This window comes from Nodosilinea sp. FACHB-141 (assembly GCF_014696135.1).
Lineage (GTDB): Bacteria > Cyanobacteriota > Cyanobacteriia > Phormidesmidales > Phormidesmidaceae > Nodosilinea.
Map to the genome: position 1 here is coordinate 173,752 of NZ_JACJPP010000013.1, position 18,908 is coordinate 192,659.

At 57.0% G+C, this 18,908-nt stretch carries 14 protein-coding genes; 12 read left to right on the top strand and 2 right to left on the bottom strand.

Annotated elements, in window-relative coordinates; translation table 11 throughout:
* Window positions 1–170 precede the first annotated feature (170 nt).
* From H6F59_RS14635 to H6F59_RS14660, 6 genes are all read left to right on the top strand, one after another.
* Window positions 171–1,481: a homoserine dehydrogenase gene (locus tag H6F59_RS14635; protein ID WP_190701260.1), complete on the top strand. Its 1,311-nt coding sequence runs from the start codon at window positions 171–173 to the stop codon at window positions 1,479–1,481.
* 377 nt (window positions 1,482–1,858) lie between these two features.
* Window positions 1,859–3,637: an ABC transporter ATP-binding protein gene (locus tag H6F59_RS14640; RefSeq protein ID WP_190701263.1), complete on the top strand. Its 1,779-nt coding sequence runs from the start codon at window positions 1,859–1,861 to the stop codon at window positions 3,635–3,637.
* Window positions 3,638–3,719: 82 nt separating this feature from the next.
* Window positions 3,720–4,439, top strand: a complete 720-nt coding sequence (locus H6F59_RS14645; protein ID WP_242021480.1) for an ABC transporter ATP-binding protein — start codon at window positions 3,720–3,722, stop codon at window positions 4,437–4,439.
* Between the two features lie 204 nt (window positions 4,440–4,643).
* Window positions 4,644–4,877, top strand: a complete 234-nt coding sequence (locus H6F59_RS14650; RefSeq protein WP_190701265.1) for an AbrB/MazE/SpoVT family DNA-binding domain-containing protein — start codon at window positions 4,644–4,646, stop codon at window positions 4,875–4,877.
* Window positions 4,877–5,302 carry a putative toxin-antitoxin system toxin component, PIN family gene (locus H6F59_RS14655; protein WP_190701268.1) on the top strand — a complete coding sequence of 142 codons (426 nt, stop codon included), beginning with the start codon at window positions 4,877–4,879 and terminating at the stop codon, window positions 5,300–5,302. The genes H6F59_RS14650 and H6F59_RS14655 overlap by 1 nt, the downstream gene beginning before the upstream one ends.
* Before the next feature lie 29 nt (window positions 5,303–5,331).
* Window positions 5,332–6,678 (top strand): MATE family efflux transporter, encoded by a 1,347-nt coding sequence (locus H6F59_RS14660; protein WP_190701271.1) that lies wholly within the window; start codon window positions 5,332–5,334, stop codon window positions 6,676–6,678.
* Window positions 6,679–6,749: 71 nt separating this feature from the next.
* On the opposite strand, the gene H6F59_RS14665 is transcribed toward H6F59_RS14660, so the two are convergent.
* Both H6F59_RS14665 and H6F59_RS14670 read right to left on the bottom strand, forming a co-directional pair.
* On the bottom strand, window positions 6,750–8,639 hold the full coding sequence (locus H6F59_RS14665) for an AAA family ATPase (protein ID WP_190701273.1): 1,890 nt from the start codon (window positions 8,637–8,639) through the stop codon (window positions 6,750–6,752).
* Window positions 8,640–8,780: 141 nt separating this feature from the next.
* Complete coding sequence (locus tag H6F59_RS14670) at window positions 8,781–9,341, bottom strand: type II CAAX prenyl endopeptidase Rce1 family protein (RefSeq protein WP_190701277.1); 561 nt, start codon at window positions 9,339–9,341, stop codon at window positions 8,781–8,783.
* 383 nt (window positions 9,342–9,724) lie between these two features.
* On the opposite strand from H6F59_RS14670, the gene H6F59_RS14675 reads away from it, so the two are divergent.
* The 6 genes from H6F59_RS14675 (at window position 9,725) to H6F59_RS14700 (ending at window position 18,776) form a co-directional block, all read left to right on the top strand.
* Window positions 9,725–11,569: a GGDEF domain-containing protein gene (locus H6F59_RS14675; RefSeq protein ID WP_190701290.1), complete on the top strand. Its 1,845-nt coding sequence runs from the start codon at window positions 9,725–9,727 to the stop codon at window positions 11,567–11,569.
* A gap of 270 nt (window positions 11,570–11,839) precedes the next feature.
* Window positions 11,840–13,081, top strand: coding sequence for an exodeoxyribonuclease VII large subunit (gene xseA / locus H6F59_RS14680; protein WP_190701293.1), 1,242 nt, complete (start codon window positions 11,840–11,842; stop codon window positions 13,079–13,081).
* 51 nt (window positions 13,082–13,132) lie between these two features.
* On the top strand, window positions 13,133–13,345 hold the full coding sequence (gene xseB, locus H6F59_RS14685) for an exodeoxyribonuclease VII small subunit (RefSeq protein ID WP_190701296.1): 213 nt from the start codon (window positions 13,133–13,135) through the stop codon (window positions 13,343–13,345).
* A gap of 131 nt (window positions 13,346–13,476) precedes the next feature.
* Window positions 13,477–16,221 (top strand): MGH1-like glycoside hydrolase domain-containing protein, encoded by a 2,745-nt coding sequence (locus H6F59_RS14690; RefSeq protein ID WP_190702118.1) that lies wholly within the window; start codon window positions 13,477–13,479, stop codon window positions 16,219–16,221.
* 155 nt (window positions 16,222–16,376) lie between these two features.
* Window positions 16,377–18,077: a hypothetical protein gene (locus tag H6F59_RS14695; RefSeq protein ID WP_190701301.1), complete on the top strand. Its 1,701-nt coding sequence runs from the start codon at window positions 16,377–16,379 to the stop codon at window positions 18,075–18,077.
* Between the two features lie 99 nt (window positions 18,078–18,176).
* Window positions 18,177–18,776: a hypothetical protein gene (locus H6F59_RS14700; RefSeq protein WP_190701304.1), complete on the top strand. Its 600-nt coding sequence runs from the start codon at window positions 18,177–18,179 to the stop codon at window positions 18,774–18,776.
* Window positions 18,777–18,908 lie beyond the last annotated feature (132 nt).

The window sequence follows — 18,908 nt, forward strand, 5'->3', positions numbered from 1 at the left end:
TTTGGTCTCCGTCAATAGTGGATGAGGGCGATCGCTGGTTCGCCCTTTCAAAAAAAGGAAGGGCTAAACCCTTCCTTTTTTTGTGGCCGTTGGTATCAGCGCCCAGGGGTGACAACAATCCCTTTACAATTGGGCTAGCGATCGCAGTTAAGGAAGTCAGACCATTGGTGATGCGTGTCGGTTTGCTGGGGTTGGGAACGGTGGGGTCGGGGACGGCCAAGATTTTGCTGGATCCGGCCCATCGTCATCCCCTTGTAGGGCAGATAGAGCTGGCCCGCGTGGGGGTGCGCAGTTTGGATAAGCCCCGGTCGGTGGCGATTGAGGGCGATCGCCTCACCACCGATTTAGAGAGCATTGTCAGCGACCCCACTATCGATGTGGTGGTGGAGGTGATGGGGGGCTTGGAGCCGGCGCGATCGCTAATTCTTAAGGCCATTGCCCACGGTAAGCATGTGGTGACGGCCAACAAAGCGGTGATTGCCCGCTACGGCGACGAGATTTTTACCGCCGCTAACGAGGCGGGGGTCTATGTGATGTTGGAGGCGGCGGTAGCGGGGGGCATTCCCGTCATCCAGCCGCTAAAGCAAGCGCTGGGGGTCAACCGCATCCGTGCGGTGACGGGGATTATCAACGGCACCACCAACTACATCCTCACTCGCATGCAGCGGGAGGGGGGCGACTTTGAGGCAATTTTGGCCGATGCTCAGCGCCTGGGCTACGCCGAGGCCGACCCTAGCGCCGATGTGGATGGGCTGGATGCCGCCGACAAGATTGCGATTCTGGCGTCGCTGGCCTTTGGGGGGCGCATTAAGCTGTCGGAGGTCTATAGCGAGGGCATTCGTCATGTGACCGCCGCCGATATTGCCTACGCCGACCGGCTGGGGTTTGTGATCAAGCTGCTGGCGATCGCCCGCCGTGACAGCGACTTCGACGAGACCTCTGACCAAGCATTGGATCAATTGCAGCTGAGGGTGCATCCGACCCTGGTGCCCGTGAGCCATCCCTTGGCGTCGGTGAACGATGTTTACAACGCCATTCTGATTGAGGGCGACCCGATTGGCCAGGTGATGTTCTTTGGGCCAGGGGCGGGGGAAGGACCGACGGCCAGTGCGGTGGTGTCTGACCTGCTGAACCTGGCGGCGAACCTGCGGGCGGGGACAACGCCTAAAGCCACTAACCCGCTGCTGGCCTGTAGTCATCAGCACTACTGCAAGGTTAGCCCCATGGCTGACATTGTCAGTCGCTTTTACGTGCGGCTGCTGGCGGAGGATGAGCCGGGGGTGATTGGCAAATTGGGGCTGTGCTTTGGCCGTCACCGGGTGAGTTTGGAGTCGATTGTGCAAATTGGTCAGCACGAAACGCGGGCAGAGATTGTGATCGTTAGCCATGAGGTGACGGAGGCGAATTTCCAAACTGCGTTGGATGAGCTGCGAGAGTACAGGGAGATTCACAGTGTGGCCAGTGTGCTGCGGGTGTTGTAGGGTGCATTCGCGGCCTTCCCCAGCCCGGCTTTGATCTGAGATCTGATAAGCCGCAATGCACCGCTTAGGGTATCGGATATGTTGCTTAGGCTTGGCGGCGCACAATTGGGGTAAAAAGCCAGATCTGCCGCTGGGGCCATTTCGCAGGCCCTAGACCCACGTCGAGCAGGACGTTCCGTCGTCCTGCACCTCACGGAAAGAATTAATCAATCATCGGTTTAAATCTCTGTTTTGCAAATTGACTGATTGGCAGCTCTGGTAAGGGGTATTGAATCGTAGGGTGGGCGTTGCCAACTGGATAGGCGGCACAGACTTTGGCCTGAGATTATCGAGCTTCTTCTCAATTTTTCGCTCTTCGTCCTTCATTTTTCTGTTTTATGGCCAGTATTCAATCTGCACGGCACCCCATACAGAGGCTGTTGCGTTACGGGCAGAATTATCGGCCGCAGATTTGGGGTGCGATCGCCAACTCTGTTCTCAACACCATCTTCGACCTGGCCCCGCCCTACCTGATCGGTATTGCCATTGATGTGGTGACTAATAACGAAAGCTCGCTCATTGCCCGCGTGGGGATTACCAGCATTCCAGGGCAGCTAGGGGTGTTGTCGGCGCTGACGTTTTTAATCTGGACCCTGGAGTCGTTGAGCGAGTATATCTATGCGTGGCTGTGGCGCAACCTGGCCCAGAATTTGCAGCACGACCTGCGGATCGACACCTACAGCCATCTGCAAAGTCAGGATCTTAACTATTTTGAAGACCGCAGCACGGGCGGCCTGCTGTCGATTTTAAATGACGACATCAATCAGCTGGAGCGGTTTCTCAATACTGGGGCGCACAACCTGCTGCGTTTTTTTACCACGGTGCTGTGGGTGGGGACGACGTTCTTAATTCTGGCGCCGGGGGTGTCGTGGATGGCGATGCTGCCGATTCCTTTTGTGCTATGGGGGTCGGTCGCTTTTCAGAAGCGGCTGGCTCCGCGCTACGCCGAGGTGCGCGATAAGGCAGGGCTAATCAGCGGGCGGTTGGCCAACAACCTGTCGGGGATTGCCACAATTAAAAGCTTTACGGCGGAAAGGTATGAGCGCGATCGCGTCACCCTAGACAGCGATGCCTACCGCTACAGCAACCGCCGGGCGATCGCCCTCAGCGCCGCCTTTATTCCGCTGATTCGAATTTTCATCTTGGTGGGCTTTACCCTGATGCTGTTTTTGGGCGGTCTGGCGGTTGCCGATGGCACCCTGTCAGCGGGTACCTACGGCTTTATGGTGTTCATCATTCAGCGGCTGCTGTGGCCCTTTACCCAGCTCAGCGAAATTATGGATGAATACCAGCGGGCGATGGCTTCGGTGCGCCGGGTGCTGGGCCTGCTGGATGAACCGATTGAGCTGATCCCCGGTCGCAACCCGCTGCCGGTGGAGCAGGTGCGCGGCGAGGTGCGCTATGAGAATGTCAGCTTTGCTTACGCCAACCGCCAGCCGGTGCTCAAGAATCTTTCCCTTCATATCCCTGCCGGTCAGAGCATTGGGGTAGTAGGGGCCACTGGCTCGGGCAAGAGCACCCTGGTAAAGCTGCTGCTGCGCTTTTATCAGCCCCAGCAGGGCCGCATTTTGGTCGACGGCCAGGAGATTCAAGACCTGCTGCCTCAGGATCTGCGCCGCTGCATTGGCTTGGTCAGCCAGGACGTGTTTTTGTTCTCGGGCACAGTGGCGGAGAATATCGCCTATGGCACCTTCGATGCCACCCCAGAGCAAATTCTCCACGCCGCCAAGCTGGCGGAGGCCCACGAGTTCATTGTGCAGATGCCCCAGGGCTATGACACCATTGTGGGCGAGCGGGGGCAAAAGCTGTCGGGTGGCCAGCGGCAGCGGCTGGCGATCGCCCGCGCCATTCTCAAAGATCCGCCAATTTTGGTGCTCGATGAGGCAACTTCGGCGGTGGATAACGAGACCGAGGCGGCAATCCAGCGATCGCTGGCGGTGATCACCCAGGGCCGCACAACCTTGGCGATCGCTCACCGGCTCTCCACCATTCGCCACTGCCACTGCATCTACGTCATGGCCCACGGCGAAATTGTGGAACGGGGCCGCCACGAAGAACTGCTAGAAATGAACGGTATCTACGCCAGCCTGTGGCGGGTTCAGTCTGGCCTGCGCTAGCCTGGGCGGGAGACTTAAGTTAATGGGATTGACTGAGTCAATCCCATGCTCCTCACCGCCCCATCGCCTCCCGTTCGCGCCTATGCCCACTCCACTGATCGAGTTTCGCCAGCTGCAAAAAGTCTATGGCTCGGGCAATACCGAGGTGCGGGCGCTGTGGAACGTAGATTTGTCGATTTACCCCGGTGAGTACTGCGCCATTATGGGGCCGTCTGGCTCCGGCAAATCTACCGCCATGAATATGGTCGGCTGCCTCGATCGCCCCACCGCCGGAGAATATTTCTTCGACAGCCAGAATGTGGCCACCTTAGAAGACGACGCCCTGGCCCTCATTCGCAATCAAAAAATCGGCTTTGTCTTCCAGCAGTTTCACCTGCTGCCCCAGCTCACCGCGCGGGAGAATGTGGAGCTGCCGATGATCTACGCCGGGGTGCGCAGCGAGGTCCGCCGCCAGCGAGCAACAGAAGCATTGGTGCGGGTGGGGCTGGGCGATCGCATCAACAACAAGCCCACTCAGCTATCGGGGGGGCAGCAGCAGCGGGTGGCGATCGCGCGGGCGATCGTCAACGACCCGCTACTCTTACTGGCCGACGAACCTACAGGCGCATTGGATACTCACACCACTGATGACGTGCTGGGCCTTTTTGCCGACCTCCACGCCGCAGGCATTACCGTTGTCATGGTTACCCACGAACCCGATGTGGCCCGGGCTAGCCAGCGCATCGTCTGGTTCAAAGACGGCAAGATTCTCAACGACCACCTCAGCCCCGAGGATCTAGCTCAGTCGCTCGCGGTGCGATGAGTATCGAAGCTTAGATAACGTTATCTACTTGCTGAAATACTTACCGTGGAGTGACTACGGGGTGATAGGAACTCTGTCATCAAATAGATTTGGTGGCGTGAATCATGCCATGTAGCAAAGCTTACGCTCTTGCGATTACTCTTTAAGATACTGTGCCTTACGTTAAAGTAAGGTAAAAAGCACAAACCCCTGGGTACCTATAACGTGCTGACTAAACTTACCGAGCAGAATAAAATTACCCTGCCGTCGAGCGTAACTGAGGCACTTGGCCCAGTTGAGTACTTTGAAATAACCCTCGAAAATGGGCAGATCATTCTTACTCCCGTCAAAGTTCAACGGTCTGATGCTGTTAGAGAAAAGCTAGCTGAACTGAACATTACAGAGCAGGATATTGCTGATGCTATAGCTTGGTCTCGCGGCAGTTCTGCGCCTCAGTGATGACTCTCGAACTCAGGGTCGTACTGGATACAAATGTGCTAATTTCAGCTCTAGTATTTAAGCAAGGGATCTTAGCTACCCTGCGCCAGACTTGGCAGGGCAAAGGCTTTACGCCGCTAGTCTCCCGGGCAACAGTTACAGAGTTGATCCGAGTGCTAGCCTATCCAAAATTTAGGCTTTCCAAAACCGAGCAGGAAGAACTATTGGCGGATTACCTGCCCTATTGCAACGTCATACCAATGCAATTAGAACTGCCAGCAGTTCCAGACTGTCGAGATCTGTTTGATGTACCGTTTTTGCAGTTGGCGCTAGTGGGTCAGGCAGATTATTTGGTTACGGGCGATCGCGATCTTCTCAGCCTAACAGCCCTGTTTGAGATACCTATCGTAAACGCTGAGCAGTTTTTGGCGATCCTCTCTCCATAACCTTTACCAAGCCTTCCATCCGCCTAAACATGGGCAGAAATACAAAACCATCCCCGAGCATTAATGGTGCAGCCGCCTCTCCAGCCTTTCTGCCCAGTTTTCTAAGGCTGGCAGCTGCCAATATCATCTCAAACCTGATGGTGCCCCTGGCGGGCCTCGTAGATACGGCCTTTCTCGGTCATCTGGACGACATTAGTCACCTAGGTGGGGTAGCCCTGGCCACGGTGATTTTTAACGTGGTCTACTGGAGCTTTGGCTTTTTGCGCATGGGCACCACAGGTACAACGGCTCAGGCGCGGGGGCGGGGCGATGCCGAGGAAATTTGGCTGATCTTGCTGCGCAACGGGGCGATCGCCCTGAGTTTTGGGGTAGCGATTTTGCTGCTTCAGGTGCCGATTCGCGACCTTAGCTTTGCCCTGCTCAGCGCTGAACCCGAGGTTAGAGCAGCGGGCATGGCATTCTACAACGCCCGCATTTGGGATGCCCCAGCAGTGCTGATGAACCTGGTGCTGATGGGCTGGTTTTTGGGTCGCGAAAAGGGTCGCCGGGTGATTGTGCTGTCGCTGGTAGGCAACGGCAGCAACGTGGTATTCAACACTATTTTCATCAGTGGGTTGGGCTGGGCCAGCACCGGGGCGGGGTTGGGCACTGCCCTCAGTCAGTACGTCACCCTGGCGGTGGGGCTGAGCCTGTTGGCTAGAGAAGGCGGCTTCCAAAAGCTCTGGGCAGTAGTGCCCCAGGGGTGGAATCTGCAGGCAATTAAAGGGCTGTTTCTGCTGAACCGCGACATTTTGGTGCGCACCTTTGCCCTGGTGCTGAGCTTTGCGCTGTTTACTAATTTCAGCTCGGCCCTGGGAAGAGAAACTCTGGCAGCGAATACGCTGCTGCTGCAAGTGGTGACGCTCTCGGCCTACTTTATCGACGGCATCGCCTTTGCCACGGAAAGCTTTGCGGGACGGTATTACGGCAGCGGCGATCGCACCCACCTGCGTCGTCTATTAACCTTGGGAGGATTCACTAGCATCGCATTAGGGCTATCCTTTGCGCTGGCTTTTGTGCTGTTTCCAGCGCCGCTGTTTGGCCTACTGACGGGCCATCAAGAGGTGATCGCGATTGTAAAAATCTACGTGGGCTGGTTGATTCCCATTTTAGGATTGGGCGCGATCGCCTACATGCTTGACGGCTACTTTCTCGGTCTTACCGCTGGCCCAGTGCTGCGCAACGCCACAGTGTTAGCGGCCGGGGTTGGCTTTTTGCCCCTAGCTCTGCTGGCTCAATCTTTGGGCAGTGCTCACCTACTATGGCTGGCCCTGGTAGGGTTGATGGCCGCCCGCGCCCTCACCCTACTCTGGGCTGTACCAAAGTCGTTAGCCTGACCGCCGCCTGCATCCCTACCGCTTTCTTAACAACGTTTAGCTGTGACAGAAACCCGTTTATGCTTTACGGTTTATCCCCGATTCGCCACCGAGCTGCGCTGGCTGAGAATGGCCTGGTGGGCCTGCTCCCAGTGGTGGGCCGCAATGCGAATCTGGCTGGGGTCAGCCATGCCCTGGGCGCGGTACTCGCGCACGGCTTCGAGGGCCGCCTGGTTGCTGAGTAGGGCCAGGTCGGCACCGTTCCAGCCATCAGTGCGGGTAGACCAGTCGTTGAGATCGACGGCATCGAGGGGGCGATCGCTGTTGTGCACCTGCAAAATCGCCAGTCGCCCCGCCGCATCGGGCAGGCTAATCTCGAGCTGGAGATCGATGCGGCCAGCGCGCAGAATCGCGGGGTCGAGGGCACTGGGGCGGTTGGTCGCCCCAATCAGCAGCACGTTGGTGCAGCCCTGGAGACCATCTAGCTCAGTCAGCAGCTGACCGACGACGCGATCGCTTACGCCCGAGTCGCCTTGGTACTGGCCTCGGGCGGGCACCAGGGTGTCGATCTCATCAATGAATACGACACAGGGCGCGGCCTGACGGGCCTTGGCAAACAGCTCTCGCACCGCCTGTTCAGCCGCACCGACCCAGCGGCTCAGCAGCTCGGGACCGTTAACGGCGATAAAGTTGGCCCGGGCCTGGGCGGCCACAGCCTTGGCCAGCAGAGTTTTGCCTGTGCCGGGAGGTCCCCACAGCAGCAGTCCGCGCGGCGCTTTGGCTCCGGTTTGGGCGTAGAGTTCAGGGTAGAGCAGTGCCCCCTCAACCGATTCTTGCAGGGTTTGCTTGATGGATTCTAAGCCGCCGATGTCTTCCCAGGCGATCGCAGGCGACTCCACCTCCACCGATCGCAGCACTGAGGGCTTGATTTCCTTAATCGCTTGGAGAAAGTCAGCGTGCACCAGGGTCATGGTGTCGGGTACGGGGCCAGCCAGATCCGGCACCTGACGGCGTAGGGCAAAGTAGGCGGCTTTTTGGCAGAGGGCCTTGAGATCGGCCCCCACCATGCCGACCGCCAGATCGGCGATCGCATCCAAATCCACGCCCTGTAGCGGCATGTCGCGGGTCTGAATCTGAAGGATTTCGAGACGACCCGCGCGATCGGGCACGCGAAACTGCACCTCGCGATCGAAGCGGCCCGGACGACGCAGGGCCGGGTCAATGTGGTCGGGTCGGTTGGTGGCGGCCAGCACGATCACGCCCTTGGTCTGAGCAAAGCCATCCATCAGGCCCAGCAGGGTGGCGACCAAGCGCTTTTCGACCTCGCCTTCGACCTTGCTGCGATCGGGGGCCAAGCTGTCGATTTCGTCGATAAACACCAGGCAGGGGGCAGCTTTCTTGGCCTTCTCAAAAATGGCCCGCAGGCGCTGCTCGGCCTCGCCGTAGTATTTACCCATCACCTCGGGGCCGACAATCGCAATGTAGTTGACGCCTAGGTCTTCGGCCAGGGAGCGGGCGGTGAGGGTTTTGCCCGTGCCGGGAGGGCCAACCAACAGCACACCACGCGTGGGCTCCAGGCCCAGCTTGGCCAGCACATCGGGCCGCTTAAGGGGAATTTCTACCAGTTCGCGCAGCTCTTGCAGGGTGGCGGAGAGGCCACCGACATCGCCCATGGTGGGGTGATGGGGAGACGAGGGGGGCGGGGAGGATGGGGAAGGTGAGGAGGATGGGGAGTTGTCGCCAGCGGGGGGTGGGGTGATGATGACTTCTTCGACGGCGGGATCGTTGATCGGCGCGCTATCTCCAGGGGTGCGGTTCATGCGGCTGACACCGATGTTAGGGATGTTGCCCTGGCGGGGAATGCTGCCCATGCCCCGAGCGTTGATCTGCACGTTGGTTTTAAGCTCACCGCTTTCGGCTTTTTCTTCTAGCGTTTTAGCCAGTTCGAGCAGTTGTTCAAAGCCTTTGAAGAAGTCATTCATGAGCGTTACTCATCACGGTTTGGGGCTGACAGCGAGGGAATGGGCGCCACTTAGCGTTCCCCAGGCCTAGGGTTCACTCCCGGTCGGCCAAACCGCTTTGCCCTGCCCCAGTCGTTATAAAAATTGAGAAACAACGCCGACCTAGAGGCTCAGAGCGCTGTAGCCGCCCAAAAACACCAGCCACACCATCACCACCAGCCAGTGCATGGCCGCCACCACCCACCAAGAACCCGACTTCCAGTAAACGATGGTGCAGATCAAGCCCAGCAGAGCGGCCGACAACAAAAAGACCGGGTTGCTAAAGGTGGTAAAAGCCACGGGGTAGAGCGCCATAGCATTGAGGGGATGCATGACAACAAACAGACCCAGCATGGGCAGACCCAGCCGCCAGCGACGGCGATCGCTCATGATCTCCGTCGGGTGGGGCAGCAGCAGCACCCGCCAAAACCCCTCTTCGAGCAGGGCGGGCACCAGCAGCACGCGCGCCGCCAGCCGCAGTCCATCGCCCCAGGTGATGTCGGCCAGGGTGGGGGCCAAAAAATGGCTGTGCAACCCTAAGGGAATAGTCACTAGCCCCAGCGCCACCGTTAGCCCAGCCGCTAGTACCCAGTCCTGGGCCGGGGGCCAGGTAGTCGCGGCCTGCCGCAACCGGTGCAGGGTGAGTCGGAGGGCAATATAAGTGCTAAGGCGAAGGTGTTGCAACGTACCAATGCAGTAGTGGCAGCAAACAATTGCAGGCCCCTGGGCCAGTCAGCGACTTGAACAGGGAAAAGCCTTGGCGCTCCAGGGTAATGGTTCCCTAAAGCTCCTGTTTCCATAGTAAACAGATTGGTTGGGAGGTGGTGTGATGGTGGTTGCCATCTGCTGCCGTCCCTAAATCAGCAGCACCCGGTTTAGACTGCGTGGAGAAGAGTTAGGAAAGCCAGCTACTTAATCAGAGATTTGAGCGTAACTAGATTCAAGCATCTTCGAAGATTAGGGCATGCTAACAAAGACGCTCCTTTAATTTGACGCTGGTTCGACGGGTGTTGCCGGCTCACTCTGGCAAGGTCAGAAATTCTTAAGATGAAGTTACTAGCCACGTCATGCCTTTGCCTGCAGAGTCCGAGCCCCCCGCTGAATTGGAAGCATCCCCGTCAGATCTTGGCGGGAATATTGCTAGCGCGAACGGAGCAGGGGCTAACCTGCCGTTAGATGCAGCCCTGCCCTGGAGCATCTTTGAGGCCGCCCTTGATGCCATGCTCATTGTTAATGATGCCGGGTATTATGTGGCGGCCAACCCAGCGGCCTGCGCACTGCTAGAGCTGCCTCAGGCAGACTTGATCGGGCGACGAGTAGCCGATTTTTTGTCCTTAGACACGGATTTTGAGACGGTCTGGCAGGATTTTTTGGCGGCGGGGCAGATGCGGGGGGAACAGCAGCTGCAGCTCGACAACGGCACTGTCAAAACGGTGGAGTTTGCGGCGACGGCGCACGTTCAGCCCAATCGTCATCTGTCGATTTTGCGGGATATTAGCGATCGCAAGCGGTTTGAAGCCGAGCGCGATGCCCTGTCTCGGCAGCTAGAGCAGTGGGTGATTAGCAGCTCTGAAAAAATAGAGATTACCCAAGCCGAGCTGCGATCGCAGCAGCAGCGCATTGACAGCATTCTCAACTCGCTGGAGTGCGTGGTGTGGTCAGTTGACCCTTTGACACTGGAGACCATCTACGTCAACGCCGCTGCTACTGCCCTCTACGGCCACCCCCCAGAGGCTTTTTTAGCCGATGCCGACCTTTGGTTTAACTGCATTCATCCCGACGATTACCCGCTGCTTTTGGCCGACATTGAGGCCCTGAGCTACCAAGGCAAAATCGACCGAGAGTATCGGATCTTTCGCGCCGATGGCACCCTGTGTTGGGTGCGTGGGCAGGCCCGCCTAGTGCGCGATGACGTGGGCACCCCCCTCCGCATTGACGGCACTACGCTGGATATCAGCGATCGCAAACGGGCAGAATTTGCCCTCAAAGACCACCAGGCCACCCAGCAGGCCCTTCTCGAAGCCATCCCCGATCTGATGATGCGCATCGACGAAAATGGCAATATTCTCGACCTGATTTCGGGCGGCGAGATTGTCCTCTACGGCCCCATTGTCCCCGAGCGCGGACAGTCGCTTTACGTCAGCTTTCCCAAGGAACTGGCCGACCAGCGCATGCACTACATACGGATTGCCCTATCTACGGGCACCCGGCAGCGCTACGAACACACTATTGAGATCAACGGCGAACTGCGCCACGAAGAGTCGCGGGTGGTGCCCATTAGCCAAAACGAGGTGCTGGTAATTGTGCGCGATATTACCGAGCGCAAGCGAGCCGAAGTCACCCAGGCTGACCTTAACCAAAAACTCAAGCTGGTCAATGCCGAACTCAATCGACTGGCCACCGTCGATGGTCTTACCGAAATTGCCAACCGCCGCAGTTTTGACCAGGCCCTCGATTTAGAGTGGCAGCGGGCCCGTCGTCAGCAAAAATATTTGTCGCTGATTCTCTGCGACATTGACTACTTCAAGCCCTACAACGACAACTATGGTCACCTGGCAGGCGACGACTGCCTGCGCCGGGTGGCCCAGATGCTGAGCACCGTGGTCAAGCGCCCGGGCGATCTGGTAGCCCGCTACGGCGGCGAAGAATTTGTGCTGCTGCTACCCGATACCACCCTCGATGGCAGCATTGAGATCGTTGAAAAAGTTCAGGCGGCGATCGCCCAGTGCCCGCTGCCCCATGATTATTCAGAGGTGAGCTCAAACTTAACCCTAAGCTTTGGCCTCGTGTGCCACTGCCCTAGCGTCAAAGAGCACTCTCCCAGAGAACTAATCCATCGCGCCGACCTGGCCCTTTATGAGGCCAAGGCCCAGGGCCGCAACCGGTATGTGGTCGGCGACAGCTTTACCTAATAGACTGCTAAGCCAAAGGTGAGCGGTCATTGGGGATTTAAGGTTCAGGGTTCAGGTGCAAGGTCGGTCGTGAACCATATACCGTAGACCCTGAATCCTAGCTATTCGAACTGGTCACAATTGCTTTGGTTAAGTACTAGCTGCGGCCAAGCGGTTCTTTAAGCAACCCAAACCAAGCCAAACAGCCGCCAAGACTCGCCCAGCACAACTAGCCGGTTGATGTTCACAGCTATCTAGCCCACACTGGAGTTTGGCTGAGAACGAGACTTCATGACTAACCCTGAGTTTAATCTGGCTACGGCCCCAGCAGCCTTGAGCGTCGGCGGTTTGGTCGACTACATTAAGGCCGTTTTGGAAGACGACCCCACCCTGCGCCAGGTTTGGGTCGTGGGGGAAGTGTCTAGCGCCAACAACCACGCCAAGGGGCTGTTTTTTACCCTCACCGACCCCGACACTGGAGCTGCCATCAATGCTGTAGCCTGGCGCAGCCAGCAGGCGCGGCTTACGACCCTACCTACCGTCGGTGAACAGGTGATCGCTCTAGGCACGGTGAAGGTTTACCCCCAGCGCAGCAGCTATCAGCTAACGGTGTGGCAGGTGCTGCCCAGCGGCGACGGTCTTAAGGCTCTGCGCTACCGCCAGCTGCGCCAGCGGCTTGCCGCTGAGGGTCTGTTTGACCCCGAGTTTAAGCGATCGCTGCCTGCCCTGCCCCAGGCCATAGCTGTAGTGTCGTCGCCCCAAGCAGCGGCCTGGGGCGACATTCAGCGATCGCTGCGCCACCACCACCCCGGCCTACACATTCTCTTTTCGCCCGCCACGGTGCAGGGCGACACCGCCCCTGCCTCCATCGTGGCCGCCATGGAGCGAGTCGCCGCCGATGGTCGCGCCGAGGTGCTGATTTTGGCTCGCGGCGGCGGGGCCAGCGAAGATCTGGAGTGTTTCGACGACGAGCGGGTGGTGCGGGCGATCGCCAACTGCCCAATTCCAGTAGTGACGGGCATCGGCCATCAGCGCGACGAATCGCTGGCCGATCTGGCCGCCGATCTATGTGCCCATACACCGACTGCTGCTGCGATCGCCGCTGTCCCCGCCTTGGCCGATCTGATCGACGCTCACCGACAGCGCGTAGCCCTGCTCAAAACCCTTACCGCCGATCACCTGCTCGATGCCCAAACCGATGTGCACCGCCTCGGCCAGCGATTACTGCGCACCCGCCTCGACCAGCGGGTGCAGCAGCAGATCGTTCACCTCAAGCAGCTCAAGCGCCGCCTAGTGCAAGGGGTACAGGTGGAAATGCGGCAGGCGAGCGATCGCACCGCCGCCCTGCGGAGCCACCTCATGACCCTTGACCCTGACACCGTCGTTAGGCGAGGCTATGCTCTGGTGCGCGACGAAGCCAACCAGCTCGTTACCCAAGCCCAATCCACCACCCCCGGCCAAACCCTCCAAGTTCAGCTCGCCCAAGGCCACCTCACCGTCCAAGTCACCCAGGTCCATCCCACCACCCCCTAATTCCCTTACCTCCCATCTCCATCCACCCCCTACCCATCCATCCCTTCCCCCATGCCTAAGAAAGCCGCTGATACCTGGAGCTACGAAACCACCGTTGCCACCGTCGAAGGCATCATCGCCGACCTCGAATCGGGCAGCCTGCCCCTGGCGGCGGTGCTGAGTCAGTTTGAGCAGGCCGTACAAGCCCTCCAGCAGTGCGAAACCTATCTGAACGAAAAACAGCAGCAAGTGGATCTGCTAATTGAGACCCTAGCCGACCACTGATCCCAACCCCAGGGCTCGGCCAGGCATGCTTTAGACTCACTCCCTAGAGAATGACTAAGTTTCTAGGGCAGCCTCCGGTCATTCCTAAAATTAAGGCTCATCCTAGAGAAGACCAACTCTCCTCTAGCCCCATGAACCCAGAGCACCAGCGCCTCAAAGCGACCCACACATCGCAAACGCCGTGGAAAAAATGGGGGCCATACCTGAGCGATCGCCAGTGGGGCACTGTGCGCGAAGACTACAGCGCTACGGGTGCAGCGTGGAATTATTTCTCTCACCAGCAGTCGCACTCGCGGGCCTACCGTTGGGGCGAGGACGGCTTGGGCGGCATTTGTGATGATCAGCAGTTGCTCTGCTTTGCCCTGGCCCTGTGGAATGGGAACGATCCTGTGCTCAAAGAGCGCTTGTTTGGGTTGACCGGCGACCAGGGCAACCACGGCGAAGACGTGAAGGAATACTACTTTTACCTCGACAGCACTCCCACCCACAGCTATCTAAAGTTTCTCTACAAATATCCCCAGGCCGAGTACCCCTACGCTGACTTGGTAGCCGAAAACCAGCGGCGCGGTTACGACCAGCCCGAGTACGAGCTGCTGGATACGGGTGTTTTCAACGAGAATCGCTACTTTGACATATTCGTGGAATACGCCAAGGCCGACCCCGAAGACATTCTGATTGCCATCGAAGTGGTCAATCGCGGCCCTGAGCCAGCCACAATCCAAGTGCTGCCAACCCTGTGGTTCCGCAACATTTGGGCCTGGGGTGAGGACGTAGAGAAGCCGAGGTTATGTAAGGGCAAACGGCCTGCCCCTACGAAGGATGTTGTGATTGAAGCATCTCACCCTACGTTGGGGAACTACTGGCTCCACTGCGAGGGGAATCTGACTGATGATGAAAACTCACCCCTCTATTTCACCGAAAACGAGACTAACTACGCGGCGGTATTTGGGGACAAAAATTCCTCCCCCTACGTCAAAGACGGCATTCACAATGCGTTAATTCACGGACAAGCTGATGCGGTAAATCCTGATTTAGTGGGCACAAAAGTCTCGCCCCACTATCGCCTTTCCTTGGAGCCAGGAGCGCAGCGGACAGTGCGCCTGCGGCTGACTTGTCAGCCCACCATAGAACATCCCTTTGGTGCTGACTTTGAAACGCTGCTTCAAACTCGGCGACAGGAGGCAGATGACTTTTACACTGCCCTTACCCCCTTTGAGCTGAGCGGCGAGCAGCGACAGATTCAGCGGCAAGCGATCGCAGGCCTCCTCTGGAGCAAGCAGGTCTACCGCTACTCGGTGGAACAATGGCTCAGAGGCGACACCACCATGCCAGAGCCGCCGCAGGGCCGCAGCCGCAACCGCCAGTGGCAGCACATCGACACCGCCGAAATCATCTCCATGCCTGACAAGTGGGAGTATCCGTGGTTTGCCGCCTGGGATTTGGCCTTTCACTGCATTCCTCTGGCCATGGTTGACCCCGAGTTTGCCAAACAGCAGCTCGATCTGCTGACGCGGGAGTGGTATATGCATCCCAACGGCCAGCTGCCCGCCTACGAGTGGGCCTTTGGCGATGTCAACCCGCCCGTTCACGCCTGGGCCACCTGGCGGGTGTACAAAATTGCTCAAAAGATGACCGGGCCAGATGTTGACCATCGCCCCTTTCTAGAGCGCGTCTTTCAAAAATTGCTGCTCAACTTCACCTGGTGGGTCAACCGCAAAGACGCCGAGGGCAAAAACGTGTTTGAAGGCGGCTTTTTGGGCCTCGACAACATTGGCGTGTTTGACCGCAGCGCCCCGCTGCCCACGGGCGGTACCCTGGAGCAGTCTGACGGCACCAGCTGGATGGCAATGTACTGCCTCAACATGCTGGAGATGGCGCTAGAACTGGCTTTGGAGAACCCGGTCTACGAAGACATGGCCACCAAATTCTTCGAGCACTTTATCTACATCGCCGACGCCATGAACCACATCGGCGACGACCAAACCCGCCTGTGGAACGAGGAAGACGGTTTTTTCTACGACGTGCTGCACCTGCCCGACGGCGATGGTCCCTCAGGGCCGGCCTGTGACCATCGCATTCAGATGAAAATTCGCTCTCTGGTCGGGCTAATTCCCCTCTGCGCAGTCATGACTCTGGAGCCCGAAACCTTGGAGAAACTGCCCGACTTCGCCGAACGGCTGGAGTGGTTCATTCGAAATCGCCCCAACCTGAAGCGCAATGTCGCCTGTATGGAAACGAAGGGGCAGGAGGCGCGGCGCATGCTGGCTCTGTGCTATGCCACTCTGGGTCAGGTCGAACCGCGCGATCGCCTCCGCCGCCTGCTCGAAAAACTGCTGGATGAGTCCGAATTCCTCAGCCCCTACGGCATTCGCGCCCTGTCGAAATACCACGCCGAGCACCCCTATCGATTCCACGCCGACGGGCAAGAATATCGAGTCGATTACGAACCCGCCGAGTCGAGCAGTGGCCTATTTGGCGGCAACTCCAACTGGCGGGGACCGATCTGGTTTCCGGTCAACTATTTGCTCATTGAGTCGCTGCAAAAGTTTCACCACTACCTGGGCGACGACTACAAAGTCGAATGCCCTACCGGTTCTGGGCAGTGGATGAACCTATGGGAAGTCGCCAGCGAGCTATCCCAGCGGCTAATCGCCATTTTTGAGCCTAGGTCAGGAGGCGATCGCCCCGTCAACGGCAGTAGCGGCCCTTTTCAGCATGATCCTCATTGGCGCGACTACGTGCTGTTTTACGAATACTTCCACGGCGACAATGGGGCCGGGCTAGGGGCCAGCCACCAAACCGGCTGGACGGGGCTAGTCGCCAAACTAATTCAGCAGCAGGCCGAATATATCCGCGATTGCCAAAGGGATACCTGATTCGAATCGGTTCCCGTACTGGAATGCCGCAGGCTTGATGCGGCGTGAATTGCCCTGGCTCAGAAGCCGCAGTTTGTCTCAATTGCCAGCCATAGGCACGGGAGACGTAGGTTGAGTAAGACGGCCGGCAACCAAAATTAGGCAGGTTTTGTTGGGTGCTGCTAGCGTGTCCCTTAACCTCAAAACGACCAGTTTTCACTGTTTTTATCAGTCAGCGCACCAGAGCCACTGATCGAGATCACCAATTGCTGTCTGTAATTCTACGGAGCCTCTTTGAAGCACTCTTTAACACAGCAGCCTGCGCAACAAATGCCGTAAAAAAGCATTTGTTTCTAACAAAAAACTGCCGCTGGACTAGCCCCATATCTAGGAGACGACCAATGCTTTACGGAGCCATTGCCGCAGAAATTACGGAAGCGCTAGCAGGAGTCATGCTTGATACTGCCAAAAAAGAAGTCACAGGTGCTTTAGCTAAGGAAGCCCAAAAAAGAATGCGCTTGCAAGATAAAACCTATGAAGAGTGGAAAGATTTAATCTTTACGATCGCATTTACCGGCAATTTCCCTAAAGAAGATCGAGTCACCGTTTTGGCAAATCAGGTGAACGCCGCTCATCAACGTATTGACGCTCTAGAAAAGCAACTCAAGAGCTTAAGCATTTCCCTCGAAAAGAAGACCGACTATCTGCGCTCTGAGATATTTGCAAAAGCTGAGCAGAGTCTATACAGCTCGATCGCTCACGAAGATAACGTATTCAAACAAACACTGTCTAAGATTAAAAAGTCGTTCATAGCTTCAGGTAACAATCCAGAGCATGAGCAAGCAGAGGATATGGCTAACCATTTTGCGGAGCATATTCTCAAGGAGGAAGCAAATTACCAAGAGAGCATTACTAGAATTTATACTACGCTAATGCCTTCCAAAGACTTTGACAATGCCAACTTATTTGACGCTTGGAAAAGCGCGGCTATTTTTCACTCAGAATCTTCGACTCTTGGGCAAACCGACAAACGTCTTGAAATCTATAAAGAAATGGAGCGTGAGTTTGCGTCTATTTTAATGTTGCAGCTGCGATACATGCAGGTGCTGCTAGATTCCTATCGCGTGCATCAGACCAGTCCGCTACCAGTCAAAACTAACGAGAGTCCTCAGCAGTTTCTCAACGATTTTTACGAAAACACTTTTGAGCCGGAGATCAGCGGCTTTGTCAAGACCGTTGAGCAGTGGTTGATCAATATTTTTCCCTACCCCCAAAGTCCTGCCACCCGAGTAGATATTCCAGAGGATATTCGCCAAATTTTAGTGCAACTCAATTATTTTGCTGAGAAAACTCTCAAGCCTATCAAAGAGTACGTAACCTACCATCATCAATCGGGCGAAGTGATGACCATCGCCCAGCCCGAGGCCCTACAGGGTCGAATTTTCATTCCGGGCGATCGCTGGCGCAACTATCAAGACGGGTCAAAGCTAATGGTCAGACTGGTCGATAGCTCATCAGGCGGTCAGCAGTTCGATGCGATTGGGCTTCTAGAATTTCAGAGCATCAAGTTTCTATCTCGTGAGCAAAACGGTGCCCTACGCGGCCCGGGGCTTTTGGTCGGCGGCCGATGGAAACAATACCCCGAACTGCTAATGGCCAAGTTCGTACCCCACCGCACCCCGACCGATTTAGTCCCTGCTGGGCCAATCACCTTAGATATTCGCGATTTTGACACCAATCGAGTGCTCCAGCGGGTAACTGCCCTGTTCACCGCCGCTAAAGGCACCTCCCAACCGGTCATTTGCCGCAGCTTTACGACCTTTATGAGCACCGGGGTAGAGGTAGTGGATTGGTCACGCTCCCCTGTAATGGTCTAGGACGCGCCATCGCCATCATCGATCAGCGGCGGCCCCAAAGTTTGTGTTCCAACCTGCATTAATTCTGTCTATTTCACTCCAATGATCAGGAGATTCATCATGGCTCTGACGACTCTAAATATTGTGCCCCTGACCGACAACCGGAACGGACGCATTTTCTTAAACACAAATGAGGGAGATCCTCTGCAATCTTCTTACAGCAGCGGCAGCAGCGAGCAGTTCCAGTCCCTAGAGCGGCATCTCAGCCTGCAAGCAGGCAGCGATGAAAACCACATTTCGGTCAGCCTCGAAACTTTTTCGTCCTATGAGGTTGAAGGTCATCCGCCGACAGTACTGCGATTTCGCAGCAAAGGCAATGTCGAGGTTCCCTACGGGTCGTCTATTCAGGCCCAGGCGATCGTTGAAGAGTGGATTTCCATGGGATTTCAGGTGGTCAACCTGCCGGTGGGTAAAACCCTCGCCGTTCGCGTAAGCGGCATCATCGACTCACCCGGCAGCGGGGTAGAGGTTAGATTTAATGGCGGCAATCAGTCTTATTCCTTTGAGAGCGGTCTTTTTAGCAAAGACCTTAACCTTTCCGAGGGGGAATACATTCTCACGGGCGCGTACAACCTGAATATGATCTTTCCAGACGCTGACCCGCTGTCGAGCTGTCCCATTACTCTGCAAGCCCAAGTAGAAATCTTGGGGGTTCGGTAGACTCAAAACTACCGACTAGGGGCAGGGCCTAAATCTTGCTTCCTAGTTCTCACCCTTAACCACCCGACGAATGCTGAACCGCTCTGCCCGATCCCTCTTCTTGAGGGGTTGGGCAGAGCCATAGGAGCGCCT

What these genes read in the sequence shown, in the direction of transcription:
- H6F59_RS14675 (WP_190701290.1), top strand. Translation starts at nt 9,725, where the DNA reads ATGCCTTTGCCTGCAGAGTCCGAGCCCCCCGCTGAATTGGAAGCATCC.
- H6F59_RS14665 (WP_190701273.1), bottom strand. Translation starts at nt 8,639, where the DNA reads ATGAATGACTTCTTCAAAGGCTTTGAACAACTGCTCGAACTGGCTAAA.
- H6F59_RS14640 (WP_190701263.1), top strand. Translation starts at nt 1,859, where the DNA reads ATGGCCAGTATTCAATCTGCACGGCACCCCATACAGAGGCTGTTGCGT.
- xseA (WP_190701293.1), top strand. Translation starts at nt 11,840, where the DNA reads ATGACTAACCCTGAGTTTAATCTGGCTACGGCCCCAGCAGCCTTGAGC.
- H6F59_RS14690 (WP_190702118.1), top strand. Translation starts at nt 13,477, where the DNA reads ATGAACCCAGAGCACCAGCGCCTCAAAGCGACCCACACATCGCAAACG.
- xseB (WP_190701296.1), top strand. Translation starts at nt 13,133, where the DNA reads ATGCCTAAGAAAGCCGCTGATACCTGGAGCTACGAAACCACCGTTGCC.
- H6F59_RS14700 (WP_190701304.1), top strand. Translation starts at nt 18,177, where the DNA reads ATGGCTCTGACGACTCTAAATATTGTGCCCCTGACCGACAACCGGAAC.
- H6F59_RS14645 (WP_242021480.1), top strand. Translation starts at nt 3,720, where the DNA reads ATGCCCACTCCACTGATCGAGTTTCGCCAGCTGCAAAAAGTCTATGGC.
- H6F59_RS14660 (WP_190701271.1), top strand. Translation starts at nt 5,332, where the DNA reads ATGGGCAGAAATACAAAACCATCCCCGAGCATTAATGGTGCAGCCGCC.
- H6F59_RS14635 (WP_190701260.1), top strand. Translation starts at nt 171, where the DNA reads ATGCGTGTCGGTTTGCTGGGGTTGGGAACGGTGGGGTCGGGGACGGCC.
- H6F59_RS14655 (WP_190701268.1), top strand. Translation starts at nt 4,877, where the DNA reads ATGACTCTCGAACTCAGGGTCGTACTGGATACAAATGTGCTAATTTCA.